The organism is Streptomyces sp. NPDC055103, assembly GCF_053607625.1.
Window position 1 is genome coordinate 49,846 of sequence record NZ_JBSGTX010000010.1, and the last position, 16,176, is coordinate 66,021.

At 72.7% G+C, this 16,176-nt stretch carries 14 protein-coding genes and 1 pseudogene; 4 read left to right on the forward strand and 11 right to left on the reverse strand.

All coding sequences use genetic code 11. The annotated features are described in order from the left end of the window. Positions 1 to 108: 108 nt before the first annotated feature. The 8 genes and pseudogenes from ACWFR1_RS09230 to ACWFR1_RS09265 form a co-directional block, all read right to left on the reverse strand. Positions 109 to 1,377 carry an MFS transporter gene (locus tag ACWFR1_RS09230; protein WP_453548312.1) on the reverse strand — a complete coding sequence of 423 codons (1,269 nt, stop codon included), beginning with the start codon at positions 1,375 to 1,377 and terminating at the stop codon, positions 109 to 111. After that, positions 1,374 to 1,826, reverse strand: a complete 453-nt coding sequence (locus tag ACWFR1_RS09235) for a helix-turn-helix domain-containing protein (RefSeq protein WP_453548315.1) — start codon at positions 1,824 to 1,826, stop codon at positions 1,374 to 1,376. The genes ACWFR1_RS09230 and ACWFR1_RS09235 overlap by 4 nt, the downstream gene beginning before the upstream one ends. A 71-nt stretch (positions 1,827 to 1,897) precedes the next feature. Continuing rightward, positions 1,898 to 2,250 (reverse strand): annotated as a pseudogene (locus tag ACWFR1_RS09240) (DUF6584 family protein); the annotation flags it as partial. 48 nt (positions 2,251 to 2,298) lie between these two features. Then, positions 2,299 to 3,546, reverse strand: coding sequence for a styrene monooxygenase/indole monooxygenase family protein (locus tag ACWFR1_RS09245; protein ID WP_453548317.1), 1,248 nt, complete (start codon positions 3,544 to 3,546; stop codon positions 2,299 to 2,301). A gap of 92 nt (positions 3,547 to 3,638) precedes the next feature. Next, the gene (locus ACWFR1_RS09250; RefSeq protein ID WP_453548319.1) at positions 3,639 to 4,334 is read right to left on the reverse strand and encodes a GTP-binding protein; all 696 of its coding nucleotides are present in this window, start codon (positions 4,332 to 4,334) and stop codon (positions 3,639 to 3,641) included. Continuing rightward, positions 4,315 to 4,737, reverse strand: a complete 423-nt coding sequence (locus ACWFR1_RS09255) for a DUF742 domain-containing protein (protein WP_453548321.1) — start codon at positions 4,735 to 4,737, stop codon at positions 4,315 to 4,317. Before ACWFR1_RS09255 ends, ACWFR1_RS09250 begins: the two co-directional genes overlap by 20 nt. 13 nt (positions 4,738 to 4,750) lie before the next feature. Beyond that, complete coding sequence (locus ACWFR1_RS09260) at positions 4,751 to 5,245, reverse strand: roadblock/LC7 domain-containing protein (RefSeq protein WP_453548323.1); 495 nt, start codon at positions 5,243 to 5,245, stop codon at positions 4,751 to 4,753. Then, positions 5,242 to 8,388: a nitrate- and nitrite sensing domain-containing protein gene (locus ACWFR1_RS09265; RefSeq protein WP_453548324.1), complete on the reverse strand. Its 3,147-nt coding sequence runs from the start codon at positions 8,386 to 8,388 to the stop codon at positions 5,242 to 5,244. The genes ACWFR1_RS09260 and ACWFR1_RS09265 overlap by 4 nt, the downstream gene beginning before the upstream one ends. Before the next feature lie 359 nt (positions 8,389 to 8,747). Here ACWFR1_RS09265 and ACWFR1_RS09270 point away from each other — a divergent pair, with 359 nt between their 5' ends. Next, positions 8,748 to 9,530, forward strand: a complete 783-nt coding sequence (locus tag ACWFR1_RS09270; RefSeq protein ID WP_453548327.1) for a hypothetical protein — start codon at positions 8,748 to 8,750, stop codon at positions 9,528 to 9,530. A gap of 15 nt (positions 9,531 to 9,545) precedes the next feature. Here ACWFR1_RS09270 and ACWFR1_RS09275 read toward each other — a convergent pair whose 3' ends face one another. Then, entirely contained in the window at positions 9,546 to 10,028 is a 483-nt protein-coding gene (locus ACWFR1_RS09275; RefSeq protein WP_453548329.1) for a MarR family winged helix-turn-helix transcriptional regulator, read from the reverse strand. A 238-nt stretch (positions 10,029 to 10,266) separates the two neighbouring features. On the opposite strand from ACWFR1_RS09275, the gene ACWFR1_RS09280 reads away from it, so the two are divergent. Both ACWFR1_RS09280 and ACWFR1_RS09285 read left to right on the forward strand, forming a co-directional pair. Further along, complete coding sequence (locus ACWFR1_RS09280; protein WP_453548331.1) at positions 10,267 to 11,097, forward strand: lysozyme; 831 nt, start codon at positions 10,267 to 10,269, stop codon at positions 11,095 to 11,097. A gap of 198 nt (positions 11,098 to 11,295) precedes the next feature. Continuing rightward, positions 11,296 to 12,180: a lytic polysaccharide monooxygenase auxiliary activity family 9 protein gene (locus ACWFR1_RS09285; RefSeq protein WP_453548333.1), complete on the forward strand. Its 885-nt coding sequence runs from the start codon at positions 11,296 to 11,298 to the stop codon at positions 12,178 to 12,180. Positions 12,181 to 12,258: 78 nt separating this feature from the next. On the opposite strand, the gene ACWFR1_RS09290 is transcribed toward ACWFR1_RS09285, so the two are convergent. Both ACWFR1_RS09290 and lon read right to left on the reverse strand, forming a co-directional pair. Continuing rightward, positions 12,259 to 12,843, reverse strand: a complete 585-nt coding sequence (locus tag ACWFR1_RS09290) for a DUF4240 domain-containing protein (RefSeq protein WP_453548335.1) — start codon at positions 12,841 to 12,843, stop codon at positions 12,259 to 12,261. 101 nt (positions 12,844 to 12,944) lie between these two features. Then, positions 12,945 to 15,362: an endopeptidase La gene (lon, locus tag ACWFR1_RS09295; protein WP_453548338.1), complete on the reverse strand. Its 2,418-nt coding sequence runs from the start codon at positions 15,360 to 15,362 to the stop codon at positions 12,945 to 12,947. A gap of 131 nt (positions 15,363 to 15,493) precedes the next feature. Here lon and ACWFR1_RS09300 point away from each other — a divergent pair, with 131 nt between their 5' ends. Next, positions 15,494 to 16,132 carry a GNAT family N-acetyltransferase gene (locus ACWFR1_RS09300; RefSeq protein ID WP_453548339.1) on the forward strand — a complete coding sequence of 213 codons (639 nt, stop codon included), beginning with the start codon at positions 15,494 to 15,496 and terminating at the stop codon, positions 16,130 to 16,132. The last annotated feature ends 44 nt before the right edge of the window (positions 16,133 to 16,176 follow it).

A 16,176-nucleotide genomic window follows, 5' to 3' on the forward strand; every position in this document is an offset into this window, starting at 1 on the left:
CGTCGTCGGTGTCCTCGTCCTAGGAGGCGCGGTCGTCCCGGTCGACCGGTCGCCCCGGCCGCCGGCGTCTCGGGGGCGCGCCACGCTGGACGGGTGCCCGGGCGAGGGTTACGACCGCTCCTGAACCGGCTCCGGCAGCCCTTCCGCCGGGGCGGCGGCACGCAGCGCCGCCTCGACCTGGCGGTTGCTGGTCATGGTCGCGGTGACGGCGGTCATGGTGAGGAGCAGGCCGGCGGCGGCGTAGAGCGGGGTGTGTACGTCGTAGGCGGTGGCCAGCCAGCCACCGAGGAAGGCGCCGAACGGGGCGGCGCACATGCCGAGCATGCGGGAGGTGGAGGCGACCCGGCCCATCAGGTGGGCGGGGACGATCGTCTGCCGGAGGGAGGGGGCGAGCACCATCGTGGCGCCCATGCCCGCTCCGCAGACGGCGAGCGCGAGGCCGGCGACGTACGGGTTCGGGGCGACGGCGAGGCCCAGGACGGCGAGTCCCTCGGCCGCGGCCGTGCAGGTCAGCGCGGCGCCGGTGCCGAGTCGCCGGCCGAGGAAGGAGGCGATGGCGGCGCCGAGCAGACCGCCGGTGGCCTCCGCCGTGAGGAGCAGGCCGAAGCCGAAGGCGCCGATGCCGAGGCGTTCGTGCGCGAAGAGGGCGAGTACGGTCTCGACGGCGACGAAGGCGATGTTCCCGACCGCCGGACGCAGTGCGAGTCCGAGCAGCAGCTTGTTCCGGAAGACGTACGAGGCACCGGCCCGCGCCTGCCGCAGCAGCGACTCACGGGCCTGCGGTACGGGCCGGGGCGTGGCGGGCAGCGACCGCACGAGCAGTGCGGAGAGCGCGAACGACAGCGCGTCGGCAAGCAGCGGAACCGCCCGCCCGAGCGCGAGCAGGGCGCTGCCCGCAGGCGGCCCGGCGAAGCCGGACGCGGCGGTCTGGGCGCCACGCAGGCGGGAGTTGGCGCGCTCCAGGAGGGCCGCGTCACGGCCGAGCAGATCCGGCAGATAGGCCGTGGCGGCCGTGTCGAAGAAGAGTCCGCCGATGCCGAGCAGGAAGGCGACGGCCGCGAGCAGGGGAATGCTCAGCATGTCGAGCGCGGCCGCGGCCGCCGGTATCGCGAGCAGCGCCGCACGCGCCGCGTCCGTGACCCACATCGTGCGCCGGCGGTCCCAGCGGTCGACCAGCGCACCGCCGAGCACCCCGAAGAGCAGCCACGGGAGCGTTCCGGCGGCCGTGACGACGGCGAGCGCCATCGGGTCCCGCGTCAGCGTCAGCGCGAGCAGCGGCAGCGCGGCGTGCGAGACGCCGTCGCCGAGCGAGGACACCGTCTGCGCGGTCCACAGCCGTCCGAACCCGGTCGGCAACTTTCTTACGGGTGAGGTCACTTGGCGCCCTCCTCGGCCCGCTCGCCCGACGTGGGGTGGAACAACGCGAAGACGAGCGACGCGTCCGGCAACGACGGGTCGGACAGCTGCCGGTACTCCTTCGCCAGCGCCTCCAGCCGCGCCCCCAGCTCCGCGAACTGTTGCTCGGTGAGCCGCAGATGGACCATGCCCACGTGCCGCTCGCCATCCGCCGGCGACGCCTCCAGGTCGGCCACCGCGTGCCGCATCAGCACGTCCGGCCCGCCCTCGCCCGGATCCGGCAGCACGATCGAACGCGCGGCCATGGCGTAGTACCGCTCGGTGACGCCGCGGACCTTCCGCGTGCGCACCACCTTCACCAGGCCGGCCCGTTCGAGCAGCCGTACGTGGTAGCTGGAACTCCCCTTCGCGAGACCCACCCGTTCGGCGACCTGCGTGATCGTCGCGGGCTGGAAGCGGAGCACGGACATGATCCGGTGACGGGTGAGATTGGAGACGGCGCGCAGTTGGTCCGTGGTGACGTGGAACGCCTCGGGAAGAAGACCGGGTGCCCCAGCTCCTCGGCGCAGGCGGACCGCACCGCCACCAGCCTCTCCTCGGCCACGGCGGTGGCGGCCAGCGCCTCGGGCCCCCACCAGGCGAGAGCCCTCATCCGCCGCCAGGGAGACCCGTACCGCTTCTCGAAGGCGGCGGTCTCGTCGGCGTCCCGGTCCTCTTCGAGGTACATCCAGCGCCCCGCCTCCGCCGCGTCACCGTACAGCCGGTACACCTCGACCAGGCGGCGGCGGAGGGTCAGGTCGTACGGGAAGGACGAGACGAGGCCGCGCAGGCCCTGATCCGCCGGACAGGCCCTGGGTCGGCGTCGACGCGGGCCAGGGTGTTCGAGAGGGACATGGCCCGATCATCGAACGCCCTGGCCGGAACCTCGAACGCTTTTCGGCGTCAGGCGCCTGCCTGGCTCCCCGCGACCTCGGCCAGGTACGCGGACGTCTTCTCCGGCTCGAAGAAGAAGTTGTCGAAGTCGGCCGGGTCGTTGAAGCCGTTCGCGAAGCGGTCGGCGACCGGGGGGAGTTCGCCCGCCGCGCCGATCAGCTGGAGGACGTGCTCCGGCGGGACGCCCAGCATGGCGTTCGTCCACTTGGTGACGTGCTGCGCGGTGTCCCAGTAGCGGTCGAACGTGGCCTGCATCCAGGCCTCGTCGAAGGGCTTGTCGCCGTTCTCGACGATGGCCGCGAGGTACGCGGCGGCGCACTTGGACGCCGAGTTGGAACCCTGACCCGTGATCGGGTCGTTGGCGACGACGACGTCGGCGACACCGAGGACGAGGCCGCCGCCGGGCAGCCGGCCGATCGGGTTCCGGACGGTCGGCGCGTATCGGCCGGCGAGGGTGCCGCCCGCGTCGGTCAGCTCGACCTTCGTGGCCCGCGCGTACTCCCAGGGCGTGAACCTCTCCATCAGCTCCAGCGTCAGCGCCAGGTGCTCGGAGGGGTCCTTGATGCCCTGGAAGACGTCGAGCGGGCCGCCGGGGACACCCTCCCAGAAGAGGATGTCGGCGCGACCGCCGGTCGTCAGGGTCGGCATGACGAAGAGCTCGCCGACGCCCGGGACGAGGTTGCAGCGGACCGCGTCGAAGTCGGGGTGCTCGGGGCGCGGGCCGAGGCCGTGGACGTACGCGACGGCCAGGGCGCGCTGCGGCTGCGCGTACGGCGAACGGGACGCGTCCCGGCCGAACATGGAGACCAGCTCGCCCTTGCCCGCCGCGACGAGCACCAGGTCGTAGTTGCGGGAGAAGTAGTCGAGGTCGCCCACGGCCGCGCCGTGTATGACGAGCTGACCGCCGCGCTGCGCGAAGGTCTCCATCCAGCCGGCCATCTTCACGCGCTGGTCGACGGACTGGGCGTAGCCGTCGAGCCTGCCGACCCAGTCGATCGCGCGGCCCGCGTCGGGGGCGGCGACGGACACGCCGACGCCCTCGATGCGGGGGGCCTGGGACTCCCAGAAGTTGAGACCGAGGTCCCGCTCGTGCTGGAGCGCCGTGTCGAACATGCACTGCGTGGACATGACGCGCCCGGCGCGGATCTCGTCCGCCGTCCGGTTCGACATGAGGGTGACCTCGTACCCCTGCGTCTGCAGTCCGAGGGCGAGCTGCAGACCGGACTGACCGGCGCCGACTATGAGTATCTTCCGCATGGGTGGTGCTCCTGGCGACTGTGAGGACTTCTCGTGAGAACTACTCGCGCGAACCGCACGCACGAATTACTCGCGTGAGCTGCACGCGTGAACTATTCGGGGGTGGCTTCGAGCGCGTGCGCGACCATGGAGAGCAGGGTCTCGACGACGCTGTAGCGCTTGCGCGCGTCCATGATCACCACCGGCACGTCCGGGGAGACCGTCAGGGCCTCCCTGACGTCCTCCGGCTCGAAGCGCTCGGTGCCCTCGAAGTGGTTGACGGCCACGATGTACGGCAGGCCGCAGCTCTCGAAGTAGTCCAGGGCGGGGAAGCAGTCGGTCAGCCGGCGCGTGTCGGCGAGCACGACCGCCCCGATCGCGCCGCGCACCAGGTCGTCCCACATGAACCAGAAGCGCTGCTGTCCCGGCGTACCGAAGACGTACAGCACGAGGTCGTTGTCGAGGGTGATCCGGCCGAAGTCCATCGCCACCGTGGTGGTGAGCTTGTCCGGCGTGGACGTGAGGTCGTCGGTGTCCTCGCTCGCCCGGGTCATCAGCGCCTCGGTCTGGAGCGGGGTGATCTCCGAGACCGCGCGGACGAAGGTGGTCTTGCCGACGCCGAAGCCGCCCGCGACGACGATCTTCGTCGCGATCGGGGCCCGGGTGTGGTCGAGCTGCCAGTCCTGGGCGCCGTCCTCGGTATCGGGCAGGGGACCCCCGGACCGCGGCTGGGCGGGGATGCCGGCGGCCGCCGGAGCATCCACCGGTGATTCGGAGACGGCGGTGGCGTCAGAGACGACGGAGTCCACTCAGCACCCTTTCGAGGAGCGCGCGGTCGGGCTGGCCGGTGCCGTGACCGGTCCCGTACACACGGATCTTTCCCTGGTCGGCCAGGTCACTGAGCAGCACCCGGACGACTCCCAACGGCATCTTCAGGAGTGCCGAGATCTCCGCGACCGTCCGCATCCGACGGCAGATCTCGACGATGGCCCGCATCTCCGGCATCAGTCCGCGGGCGCCGGGCCCGCCGTCCGTCAGGACCTTGCGCGCGGGGGCCGCTTCGAGCGCGGCCACGAAGGTCTCGACGAGCAGGACGTGACCGAAGCGGGTCCGGCCGCCGGTCAGCGAGTACGGGCGTACGCGCGAGGGGCGCCGCCCGTCCCCGCGTACCGGCAGTTTGTGGGCGTGAAAGGCCGCCGACGCAGACGTCACTGGGTGCTCTCCATCACTGGGTGCTCTCCATCGATTTACGCAGCTCACTGCGGACTTCGGGGGTGAGTACGTGTCCGGCGCGGCCCACGAAGAGCGCCATGTGGTACGCCACGACGCTCATGTCGCAGTCGGGGGTGGCGTGCACGCCGAGCAGCGAGCCGTCGCTGATCGACATGACGAAGACGCTGCCGTCCTCCATCGCCACCATGGTCTGCTTGACGCCGCCGCCGTCCATCAGCCGGGCCGCGCCGATGGTGAGGCTGCCGATGCCCGAGACGATGGTCGCCAGATCGGCGGTGGAGCCGCGCGGGCCGCCGGAACGGCCGGCGTCGGCGTCGGCCGTCGTGGCCGCCTGCTGGGTGGCCGGGTCGGACGAGAGCAGCATCAGCCCGTCGGAGGAGACGACGGTGACCGAGCGGACTCCCGGTACCTCCTCCACGAGATTGCCCAGCAGCCATTGCAGGTTGCGGGCCTCCGTGCTCAGTCCGAACGTTCCCGTCGCAGTCAACTGCGTGCCTCCTCGACTGTGTCCCCCGTCATCTCCGCTGTACGTGCAGGCCCTACGGCGTCTATCCGCCCCGTGTCCGTGTCCTTCTCCATCTCCGCCTCCACGTCCCGGCGTCCGGCCTTGGCGCCCTGGTGGAACCCGCCGAGCCGGCGGCGCAGGGCCTCGGCGTCCACGCCCCCCTTACGGGGGGTGGTGGCGGCGCCGGGCTGGCGGACGACCTGCGGGGTGCGCTTGGGGAGACCCTTGTCGGTGACCCGCTCCCACTGGGCGGTGCGGGGGCCGGGGACCGGCTGGTCGGCGCCCGGCTCGGGGGCGGACCCGGCGGCCGGTTCAGGGGTCGGATCAGGGGTCGGTACGGGGGTCTGTTCGGGAGCCGACGGGGCCGGGGGCTCGGCGTGACCGGCGGCGAAGGCATCCCCGTCGGCGGCGCGCTCGTGGGCGTCCGGCTCGGGCTGCGGGTCGGGCAGCCGGACCTGGAGCGTGGTCTCGGACACGGACTCCACGAACCCGGCGGGCTCGTAGGCCTCGGCCGGCTCGTAGGGCTCGGCCTGCGCGTACACCTCTGCGGGCTCGTGCGCCTCGGCCGGCTCGTAGGTCTCCGTGGGCCCGTAGGCCTCCGACACCTCGTACGCCTCCGTGGGCTCGTACGCCTCCGACGCCTCGTACGCCTCCGTGGGCCCGTACGCCTCCGTGGGCTCGTACGCCTCCGACGCCTCGTACGCCTCCGCAGGCTCGTACGCCTCCGCAGGCGCGGGCTCGTACGCCCCCGCCGGCGCCCCGGCGTCCGTCGTGACCGTCTCCTCGGCCGCGCGGAACGCGCGCTCCGCGGCCTCCACCAGCGGGTCGCGGTTCCGGGACGGCAGGGTGTTGGAGTTGGCCTCCGCCGCCGAGCCGGGCAGGTGCAGCGCGGGGGCCGAGCCCGCGACCCGTACCGGCTGCGACACCACGGTCGGCGGGGCCTTGGGCAGCAGGGGCAGCGGAAGGACCACGACGGCCGCGATGCCGCCGGGCTTCTGCTCGCGCAGCTGGACGCGGACGCCGTGGCGGGCGGCGAGCAGGGCGGTCACCCGCATGCCGAGCCCCTCGCCCTCGAAGGCGTCCGGGTCGGCCTCGGCGAGGCGGGCGTTGAGCTCGGTGAGCCGGGAGTCGGTCATGCCGATGCCCGCGTCCTGGACGGAGAGCATGACCTCGCCGGTCTCCAGGAGCCAGCCGGAGAGCTGGACCTCGGCGTCGGGCGGCGAGAACGACGTGGCGTTCTCCAGGAGCTCGGCGATCAGGTGGCTCAGGTCGTCGGCGGCGAAGCCGGCGATCTGGGCGTGCGGCGGCAGGGACTGGATGGTGACCCGCTCGTACCGCTCGATCTCGCTGACGGCGGCGCGCAGCACGTCGACGAGCGGGACGGGCCCGGCGTGACCGTGGACGTGCTCGTGGCCGGCGAGGACGAGGAGGTTCTCGCTGTGGCGGCGCATGACGGTCGCCAGGTGGTCGAGCTTGAAGAGCGTCGCCAGGCGGTCCGGGTCCTGCTCGCGCTCCTCCAGCTTCTCGATGACGCTGAGCTGCCGCTCGACGAGCCCGAGGCTGCGCAGCGAGAGGTTGACGAAGGTGTGGTGGACGGTGCCCTTGAGGCGTTCCAGGTCGGCGGTGAGGAGAGCGACCCGGCCCTGGAGATCGGCGCGCTGGGCGGCGATCTCCGCGCCGAGGGTCTCCTTGGCGGCGGCGAGTTCGGCGTGCTCGCCGCTGAGCCGCTCGCTGCGCGCGGCAAGGCCGGAGAGCTTGCCGTGGAGGGTGTTGAGGGAGCGGACGACCTGGGCGAACTCGTCGTTGCGGCCGGTGAAGCGGATCGGCTCCTCGGCGTGCGGCCCGGGTGCGGCGGCGAGCCGGGCGGCGCCGATGCGGAGCACGGCGAGCGGCCGGGTGAGGGTGCGGGCGACGTAGGTGGAGATGCCGATCGCGACGAGGAGGCAGCCGCCGAGGAAGGCGATGCGCAGTTCGAGGGCGGTGACGTCGTCGTCCCGGAGGGCGGCCAGCCGCTCGACCCGCTCGGCGGCGAGCCGTGACTCGACGCCGCGCATCTGCTCGATACGGGCGGACAGCGCGGCATCCAGGGCGGCCGGGTCGGTCGCGCGCTCGGACTCGGTCAGCCGGGGCTGGTCGGTGAGGCCGGCGAGGGAGCGTTCGGCGCTCTTGACGTCGGGTCCCGTGACGGTCGCGGCGATCGCGTCGCGGGCGGTGGCGCCGGCGGCCTGGTCGAAGTCGCCGAGGGCGGCGAGTTCGCGGACGCGGGCCTGTTGGGCGGCGGCGGTGAGGGTGTCGCGGGCCTGCCGGGCCTCGTCGGCGCCCTTGGGCACGTCGGGGACGTAGGTGCCGGTGTCGGGGTCGTAGTGGACGTCCCCGGTGGGCTCGGGCTGCGGCACGGCGAGCGCGGCGAGGAGCAGGCCGCGGGTGGCGGAGGCCTGTTCGACGGCGCGGCCGAGGGCTGCGGGGGCGCGGGTGGCCTCGGTGAGCGCGGTGTCGGCGGCGCGGGGCGGGGTCCTCTCGGCGAGTTCGTCGGAGAGGGCCTGGAGTTTGGTGATGACGTCCGAGTACGCCTTGTGGGCCTCCAGGGCCGTGCCCTCGCCGGTGAGGGCGGTGCGGCGGATGGAGGGGACGCCGGCGAGGTCACGGCGGAGTTCGGTGGCGGCGGCGGGCCGGATCTCGTCGATCTGGCGGTCGACACGGGTGGAGCGGGTGTCGGTGATCTGCCGCTTGTCCTTGGCGGCGCCGGTCTGCGCGTCACGGCCCGCGGCGATGTACGCGACGACCTCGTCGCGCTCGTCGGCGAGGGAGTGCGCGAGGGTGACGGCCTGCCGGTCGAGCTCGGCGAGGGTGACCAGGCGCTGGGAGTCGGTCAGGTCGGTGGAGGCGGCGAGGACCGCGGGGGCGCCGGCGACGAGGACGGTCACGCCCACGAGGGCGACGCCGGCGACCAGGCGGTTGCGGACGCGCTGGGAACGGCCGGCCGGGGGAAGCGTCGCGGCGGGCTCCGAGGGCCGACCGCCGCCGGGCACCGCGACGGTGCCGACCGGGGTCGGCGGTACACCGGGGGTCTGGCTCCGCGCGCCGTTCTTGCTCCGAGGCCGCTTCTTCTCCACCGGTGCTCGCATTCTTGACTCGTCCGCCCACAAAGCAGAGGTGACGACCGGTCACGTGGAGCGCCCCCACCCCTGGTACGGCTTCCGACCATTCCAGCGCTTCTGGGAAGGGGGCGCGCATCGGCCGCTCCGCCACCCGAACGAGTGAACAACACTCATCAGTTGGCGAACAACTCCCCGGGGTGGGGGTCACAGGCCTCTCTTGACCCCCGGTTGGATCTTCCGCGCGGGCTTTGGCAGGATGCCCGCCCGCAGCTCGGCGGAGTTCCCGATTCCGCCTCGCGCGGCGCCCCCGGCGGGTTGGTACAGGCCTTTTCCGGCCGTTTGGAGGTGCCGTGAAGGAGTGTGGCGGGGCGGGCACACTGGACCTCATGCGCAGCGACGTCGCCACCCTCCCCGGCAGCCCCGAACGCCCCAACGAGGACTGGGCAGCCGCAGCTCTGCCCGCCTCGGGCCACGGGGGGACGGTCGTCGCCCTCGACGGCGTCACACCACCTGCCGGTGATGACGGTTGCGTGCACGGCGTGCCCTGGTTCACCGCTCGCCTCGGTGGGGCTTTGACCGAACTGTCCGCTTCTCGGCCGGACATGACCCTGTCCGCGATCCTGTCCCTGGCAATCCGGCGCACTGCGGACGCCCACCGAGGCACCTGTGACCTTTCTCACGTGCGTACGCCTCAGGCCACGGTGGCGCTGGCCCGCTGGGACGGGGCCTCGGTCGAGCATCTCGTCCTCTCCGACTCCGCCCTCCTCCTGGAGGCGCCGGACGGGACGGTCTCGGCGGTGCTCGACGACCGGCTCGACCGGGTCCCGGAGGAGATCCTGCGCTCCCTGGAGGCGACGGACCGGCTGCGGAACCGGGAGGGCGGCTTCTTCACCGCGGCGGCCGACCCGTCGGTCGCCGAGCGGGCGGTGACGGGGACGACTCCGCGCGCGGAGGTACGGGCCCTGGCGGCGCTCACGGACGGGGCGAGCCGCTGGGTGGAGCTGTTCGGCGCGGGCGGCTGGGCGGAGTGCTTCGGCGTCCTGCGCGAGGAGGGCCCGTCGGGTCTGCTCCGGCGGGTGCGGGCACTGGAGACGGCGGACGCGGAAGCCGGCGGGGTGCGGCGCTGGAAGCTCCACGACGACGCGACGGCCGTGTACGCGGAGCTGTGAGCTCCGGGACCCGCGTCAGCCCTCGGAGCGGACGTTGAAGTGGTGGAGCAGTCGCGCCAGTTCGGCGACCTCGGCGCGGTCCCAGTCGACGAGCTTGCGGACGTACCGCTCGCGCCGCGCGTCCCGGACGTGCCGGAAGCGGTCCCGGCCCTCCTCCGTGAGACGGACCAGCGAGGCGCGCCCGTCGGCGGGGTCGGGGTCGCGGACGACGAGCCCGAGCATCTCGAGCGCGCGCAGCTGACGGCTCATGGTCGCCTTGCCGACGCCGAAGTACGCGGCGAGTTCGGTGGCCCGCTGGGGGCCGGCGTCGTCGAGCCGGACGAAGAGTCCGTAGGCGGCGGGCTCCAGTTCGGGGTGGACCTCGCGGGCCATCTCACCGGACTGGGCGCGAGCACGGCGCAGGAAGACCGCCAGCTCCCGTTCGAGAGCGAGGAACTCCGGATCGACCCCGGCGGGCGCGACGGCACGGCCGTCACTTCCCGTACCGCTTCCGTGCACGTCAGCACCTCCCACACGTTCTCCAACGGCTTCCCGGCGGATTTCCTGCCGCTGAAAGTTTCTTCCCGTCACGGCGATCGCCGCAGCTCCCTCAGTATTTCGCAGGAGTAGACCAACGGCGGTATCCGGGCCCCCTTCCGCCGGACGGGTCTACGTGCGTAGCGTCTCCCTCGACTCAGTGACATGTCCACACCAGGATGTGTCGACATCGGTCCCCCACCGCCTTTCGGAGGCACGCATGCGTGTGCACAGATCCGGAACGACCCTCGCCGGTGCCGCCCTCGCGGCCCTGGCCCTCCTCCTCCCCCTCGCCGGCTCCGCCGGCGCCGCCCAGGATCCCGGCACCCGGCAGGTGCCCGCCCGCGGCTCCGCCTCCATGGGCATGGGCGTCCTGAAGCACGACGGCCGCGACGGCGCCCCCGGCGGCGTCTCGACCCTCGCCGCCCAGACGGAAGGCGTGGACGTCTCCAGCCACCAGGGGAACGTCGCCTGGTCCACCCTGTGGAACAGCGGGGTCAGGTGGGCCTACGTCAAGGCGACGGAAGGCACGTACTACAAGAACACCTACTTCGCGCAGCAGTACAACGGCTCGTACAACGTCGGCATGATCCGGGGGACGTACCACTTCGCCACCCCGGACACGACGACCGGCGCCGCCCAGGCCGACTACTTCGTCAACAACGGCGGCGGCTGGTCGAAGGACGGCAAGACCCTGCCCGGCGCCCTCGACATCGAGTGGAACCCGTACGGCGCGACCTGCTACGGCAAGACCCAGTCCGGGATGGTCACCTGGATCCGCGACTTCGTGAACCGGTACAAGTACCGGACCGGGCGGGACCCCGTCATCTACACGGCGACGAGCTGGTGGAAGCAGTGCACCGGCAACTACGGGGGCTTCGCCTCCACCAATCCGCTGTGGATCGCGCGGTACGCCTCCGAGGTCGGCGAACTCCCCGCCGGGTGGCTGTACTACACGATGTGGCAGTACACGTCCTCAGGCCCGACGGTCGGCGACCACAACCACTTCAACGGCGACCTCTCGCGCGTCCAGGCGCTCGCCAACGGCTGATCCCCCTTCTTCCCCTGCGCGGCGGCTCCCCGGGTGTGCGGCACCCCGGGGGGCCGCCGCGGCTTTTTGCACCCACCCCCTTGCCCATTGGTATGGACCAATGCGAGGCTCTATGGCGGTCGCACGGAATTCAACTTCCGTGCAACCAGCGCGCGTTGCTCGTCCCGTACTCCCCCACGCACGAGAGAGAGCCCCCGCATGCCCTCGTACCGCCGCACGTCCGCCGGCGCCGCCGCGGCCCTGTCCGCCGCCGCGCTCGTCGGCCTCACCCCCGCCACGGCCGGTGCCCACGGCGCCGTCTTCAACCCCGTGAGCCGGGTGGCGGCCTGTTACGCCGAAGGCCCCGAGACGCCCAAGTCGCAGGTGTGCAAGGACCTCGTCGCCGACTCCGGCACCCAGCCGCTCTACGACTGGAACGAGGTCAACATCGCCAACGCCGACGGGCAGCACCAGGCCCTCATCCCGGACGGCAAGCTCTGCTCGGCGAACCGCGCCAAGTACCGGGCGCTCGACTGGGCGCGTACGGACTGGCCGGCGACGGCGGTCGCGGCGGGTTCCTTCGACTTCAAGGTCCGGGTGACGGCGGCCCACTCGGGCACGATGACGGTCTACATCACCAAGGCGGGCTTCGACCCGACGCAGCCCCTGAAGTGGTCGGACCTGGACGCGACCCCGGTCGCCGTCCACAACACCACCCGCACGGCCACGGACGGCTACTACAACTTCACCGGCACCCTGCCGGCCCGCACCGGCCGCCACATCGTCTACAAGGTGTGGCAGCGCAGCGACAGCCCCGAGGCCTTCTACAGCTGCTCGGACGTCACCTTCGGCGGTGCGGCGGTGGCGCCGGCCCCCCTGACTGCGCAGGCGCCCACCGAGGCGAAGATCGCGGCGGGCTCCGACCTCTCCACCGTCAGCCACGCCGGCCACGGCGGCGACGAGCAGGCCCCGGCGCTCTCCGCCGAGACCGTCGGAACCCCCTCCTCGCCGCTCCCCCTGGCCCTCGCGGGCGCGGGCGCCCTCGCCGCCTTCGCGGCGGGCACCCTGCTCCTGGGCCGCCGCCGGAACTCCTCCGCCTCTTAGACTCCTCCGCCTCTTGGGCCGACCGGCACATGCCGCTCGGCCCCAGGGCCTGTCCGACCTTGATTCGCCGGACAGGCCTTAGGAGCCGGAGGTACCGAGCGGGAAGAGGGCGGTGAGCCGGGGCAGGGCCATCCCCTCCGGCCGGGCGCCCCGCGGTTCCTCGTCCTCTTCCCCCTCCTCCGCGAGCTCCTCCTCCGCCTCCTCCACGGCGTCGAGGAACTCCTCGCCCTCGTCGTCCTCCTGGCCGGTCAGCTCGTCGTAGGCGTCCTGGGCGACGTAGTCCAGTTCCTCCCACTCGGGCCACTCGTCTTCGTGCCACTCGTTGCGGTGGCGGCCCACCAGGGCCCGGATCCCCGGCAGGTCGGCCAGGGCGTCGGGATCGGCGAGGACCGACTCGTACATCTTGCGACCCTGGCCGACCAGCCAGAGCGTGAAGTAGTGGAAGCCGTCGTCCGTGACGCCGCTCTCGATCCTGTTCGCCGCCGCCCACACCGCGCGGGTGTCGGCCCTCTCTACCGCCCTCTCCAGCCGCACCTGGAACGCCACGCTCTCGGTCTCCGGGCGTCGCACCAGCTCCGCCCGCAGCCACTCCAGCCGCTCGTCCCGGTCACCCGGGCGGCGGCTCAACTCGTCGATGAGAGCCCAGAAGGCGTCTTCGTTCATGCGTACGAGGATGCCAGCCTTCGCTGACATCCGGATACCGACATCCACGCACGCCGGAGCGGGGTGCCCTCGACGAGGGCACCCCGCTCACCGCTCGGGAGTCACGCGGCGATGCTCACCGGTACCTCCGCCGGCGCCAGCGCGATCTCCAGGACCTGCCGGACGTCGGTCACCGGGTGGACCTCCAGCTTCTCCAGGATCTCGGCGGGGACGTCGTCCAGATCGGCCTCGTTCCGCTTGGGGATCACGACCGTCGTGATGCCCGCCCGGTGCGCCGCGAGCAGCTTCTGCTTCACGCCGCCGATCGGGAGGACCCGGCCGGTGAGGGAGACCTCGCCGGTCATGGCCACGTCCGTACGGACCTGCCGGCCGCTCAGGAGCGAGGCGAGTGCGGTCGTCATCGTGACGCCGGCGCTCGGCCCGTCCTTGGGGACCGCGCCCGCCGGGAAGTGGATGTGCACGCCCCGGTCCTTGAGGCCGGTGACGGGCAGCTCCAGCTCCGCGCCGTGCGAGCGGAGGAAGGAGAGCGCGATCTGCGCGGACTCCTTCATCACGTCGCCCAGCTGACCGGTGAGGGTCAGCCCGGCGGCGCCGGTCTCCGGGTCGGCGAGGGACGCCTCCACGAAGAGGACGTCACCGCCCGCGCCGGTCACCGCGAGTCCGGTGGCGACGCCCGGCACCGCCGTGCGGCGCTCCGCCGGGTCCTGCGCCGACTCCGGCACGTGGTGCGGCCGGCCGATCAGGTCCCGCAGGTCCTCCGGGGTGACGGTGAACGGCAGCTCGCGGTCGCCCAGTTCGTGCTGGGCCGTGACCTTCCGGAGCAGCCGCGCGATCGCCCGCTCCAGGGTGCGGACGCCGGCCTCCCGGGTGTACTCCCCGGCGAGCTTGCGCAGGGAGGCGTCCTCCAGGACGACCTCGCCCGGCTCCAGGCCGGCCCGCTCCAGCTGGCGCGGGAGCAGGTGGTCACGGGCGATGACGACCTTCTCGTCCTCGGTGTACCCGTCGAGCCTGACCAGCTCCATGCGGTCGAGCAGGGCCTCCGGGATGGCTTCCAGGACGTTGGCGGTGGCGAGGAAGACGACGTCGGAGAGGTCGAGTTCGACCTCCAGGTAGTGATCGCGGAAGGTGTGGTTCTGCGCGGGGTCGAGCACTTCGAGGAGGGCTGCCGCCGGGTCGCCCCGGAAGTCGGAGCCGACCTTGTCGATCTCGTCGAGGAGGACCACCGGGTTCATGGACCCGGCCTCCTTGATCGCGCGGACGATCCGGCCGGGCAGGGCGCCGACGTAGGTCCGCCGGTGGCCGCGGATCTCGGCCTCGTCGCGCACGCCGCCGAGGGCGACGCGGACGAACTTCCGGCCCATGGCGTGGGCGACGGACTCGCCGAGCGAGGTCTTGCCGACGCCGGGCGGGCCGACGAGGGCGAGGACGGCTCCGCCGCGGCGGCCGCCGACGACACCGAGGCCGCGCTCGGCTCGCCGCTTGCGCACGGCGAGGTACTCGGTGATGCGCTCCTTCACGTCCTCCAGGCCCGCGTGCTCGGCGTCGAGGACCGCCTGGGCGCCGGTGATGTCGTACTGGTCCTCGGTGCGCTCGCTCCAGGGCAGTTCGAGGACGGTGTCGAGCCAGGTGCGGATCCAGGAGCCCTCGGGGGACTGGTCACTGGACCGCTCCAGCTTGTCGACCTCCTTGAGGGCCGCCTCGCGGACCTTCTCGGGCAGGTCGGCGGCCTCGACGCGGGCGCGGTAGTCGTCGGACTCGTCGGCCGGCGAGTCGGCTCCGTCGCCGAGCTCGCGGAGCTCCTTGCGGACGGCTTCGAGCTGGCGGCGGAGGAGGAACTCGCGCTGCTGCTTGTCGACGCCCTCCTGGACGTCCTTGGCGATGGTCTCGGCGACGTCCTGCTCGGCGAGGTGCTCGCGGAGCTGGGCGGTGGCGAGCTTGAGACGGGCGACCGGGTCGGCGGTCTCCAGGAGCTCGACCTTCTGCTCGACGGTGAGGAAGGGCGAGTAGCCGGAGTTGTCGGCGAGGGCGCCGACGCCGTCGATCTGCTGGACGCGGTCGACGACCTGCCACGCGCCGCGCTTCTTGAGCCAGCTGGTGGCCAGCGCCTTGTACTCCCTGACCAGCTCGGTCACGGAGCCGGGCAGCGGCTCGGGCAGGGTCTCCTCGACCGTGGTGCCCTCGACCCAGAGGGCGCCGCCGGGGCCGGTCGTACCGGCGCCGATGCGGACGCGGCCGAGGCCGCGGATCAGGGCGCCGGGGTCGCCGTCGGACAGGCGTCCCACCTGCTCGACGACGCCGAGGACGCCGGTCCCGGCGTAGGTCCCCTCGACACGGGGGACGAGCAGCACCCGAGGCTTGCCGCCGCCCGGCCGGGCGGCCGCCTGGGCGGCCTCGACGGCGGCTCGTACGTCGTTGTCGGACAGGTCCAGCGGTACCACCATTCCGGGCAGCACGACCTCGTCGTCGAGCGGCAGCACAGGCAGAGTGAGCGGCGCGGACGCCGTGGTCGCAGAAGCCATGATCTCCCCTTCGGCAGTCAAGTTGAGCTGTACGGACTCAATGCACGTGAGCCCAGGAATGTTCCCCGGCGGTAGTTCGCTCTGAGCGATCACCCTTCCGCGCCCGCACTACCTGCCGATGTAATGACCGCATGGATATCGCAGCCATTACGTCGGCTTGGGTGGCCGGCTGGACCGTCTCCCGGGAGACCCCGCCCGCCGTCGTCGAGCCCTGGGGCTACCGGATCGAGGTGGGCCTGCCGCGGCACGTCGTCCGCCATGTGCTGCCCGCCCCCGACGCGGCCTCCGTCGGCGCGCTCTGCGCGCGGCTCACCGAGCCGTTCAGCTGGCTCAAGGTGATGGCGACGCCCGAGGAGGTGGCGCCGTGGATCACCGAGGACTGGACCGTCCCCGACGACCCGGGCTTCATGATGGTCAAGCCGCTGGACCCGGGCGCCCGCCCCGCGCCGCCCGAGGGGTACGCCCGGACCGTCGAGGTCCGGGACGGGGTCATCCGGGTCCGTGTCCTCGCCCCGGACGGCACCCTCGCCGCGCGCGGCCAGATCGCCCCGACCGGCTCCACCGCCGTCGCCGACCAGATCGAGACGGACGCCGCACACCGGCGGCGCGGCCTCGGCGCGAACGTGATGCGCACCCTGGAGGCCGCCGCCGCCCAGGCCGGCGCCGAGACCGGTGTCCTCGCCGCGACCACGGACGGCCTCGCGCTGTACGACTCCCTCGACTGGCGCTACCGCGGGCCCCTCACCGGAATCGTCCGGTCGGGAACCTGACCGTCCGGCTGCGCGGAGCACCCCGTACGGGGCATGCTCGATCC

Excerpts from the sequence above, each read along its gene's own strand:
- ACWFR1_RS09300 (WP_453548339.1), top strand. The coding sequence starts at position 15,494 with ATGGATATCGCAGCCATTACGTCGGCTTGGGTGGCCGGCTGGACCGTC.
- ACWFR1_RS09290 (WP_453548335.1), bottom strand. The coding sequence starts at position 12,843 with ATGAACGAAGACGCCTTCTGGGCTCTCATCGACGAGTTGAGCCGCCGC.
- ACWFR1_RS09270 (WP_453548327.1), top strand. The coding sequence starts at position 8,748 with ATGCGCAGCGACGTCGCCACCCTCCCCGGCAGCCCCGAACGCCCCAAC.
- ACWFR1_RS09280 (WP_453548331.1), top strand. The coding sequence starts at position 10,267 with ATGCGTGTGCACAGATCCGGAACGACCCTCGCCGGTGCCGCCCTCGCG.
- ACWFR1_RS09265 (WP_453548324.1), bottom strand. The coding sequence starts at position 8,388 with ATGCGAGCACCGGTGGAGAAGAAGCGGCCTCGGAGCAAGAACGGCGCG.
- ACWFR1_RS09245 (WP_453548317.1), bottom strand. The coding sequence starts at position 3,546 with ATGCGGAAGATACTCATAGTCGGCGCCGGTCAGTCCGGTCTGCAGCTC.
- ACWFR1_RS09235 (WP_453548315.1), bottom strand. The coding sequence starts at position 1,826 with ATGTCCGTGCTCCGCTTCCAGCCCGCGACGATCACGCAGGTCGCCGAA.
- ACWFR1_RS09285 (WP_453548333.1), top strand. The coding sequence starts at position 11,296 with ATGCCCTCGTACCGCCGCACGTCCGCCGGCGCCGCCGCGGCCCTGTCC.
- lon (WP_453548338.1), bottom strand. The coding sequence starts at position 15,362 with ATGGCTTCTGCGACCACGGCGTCCGCGCCGCTCACTCTGCCTGTGCTG.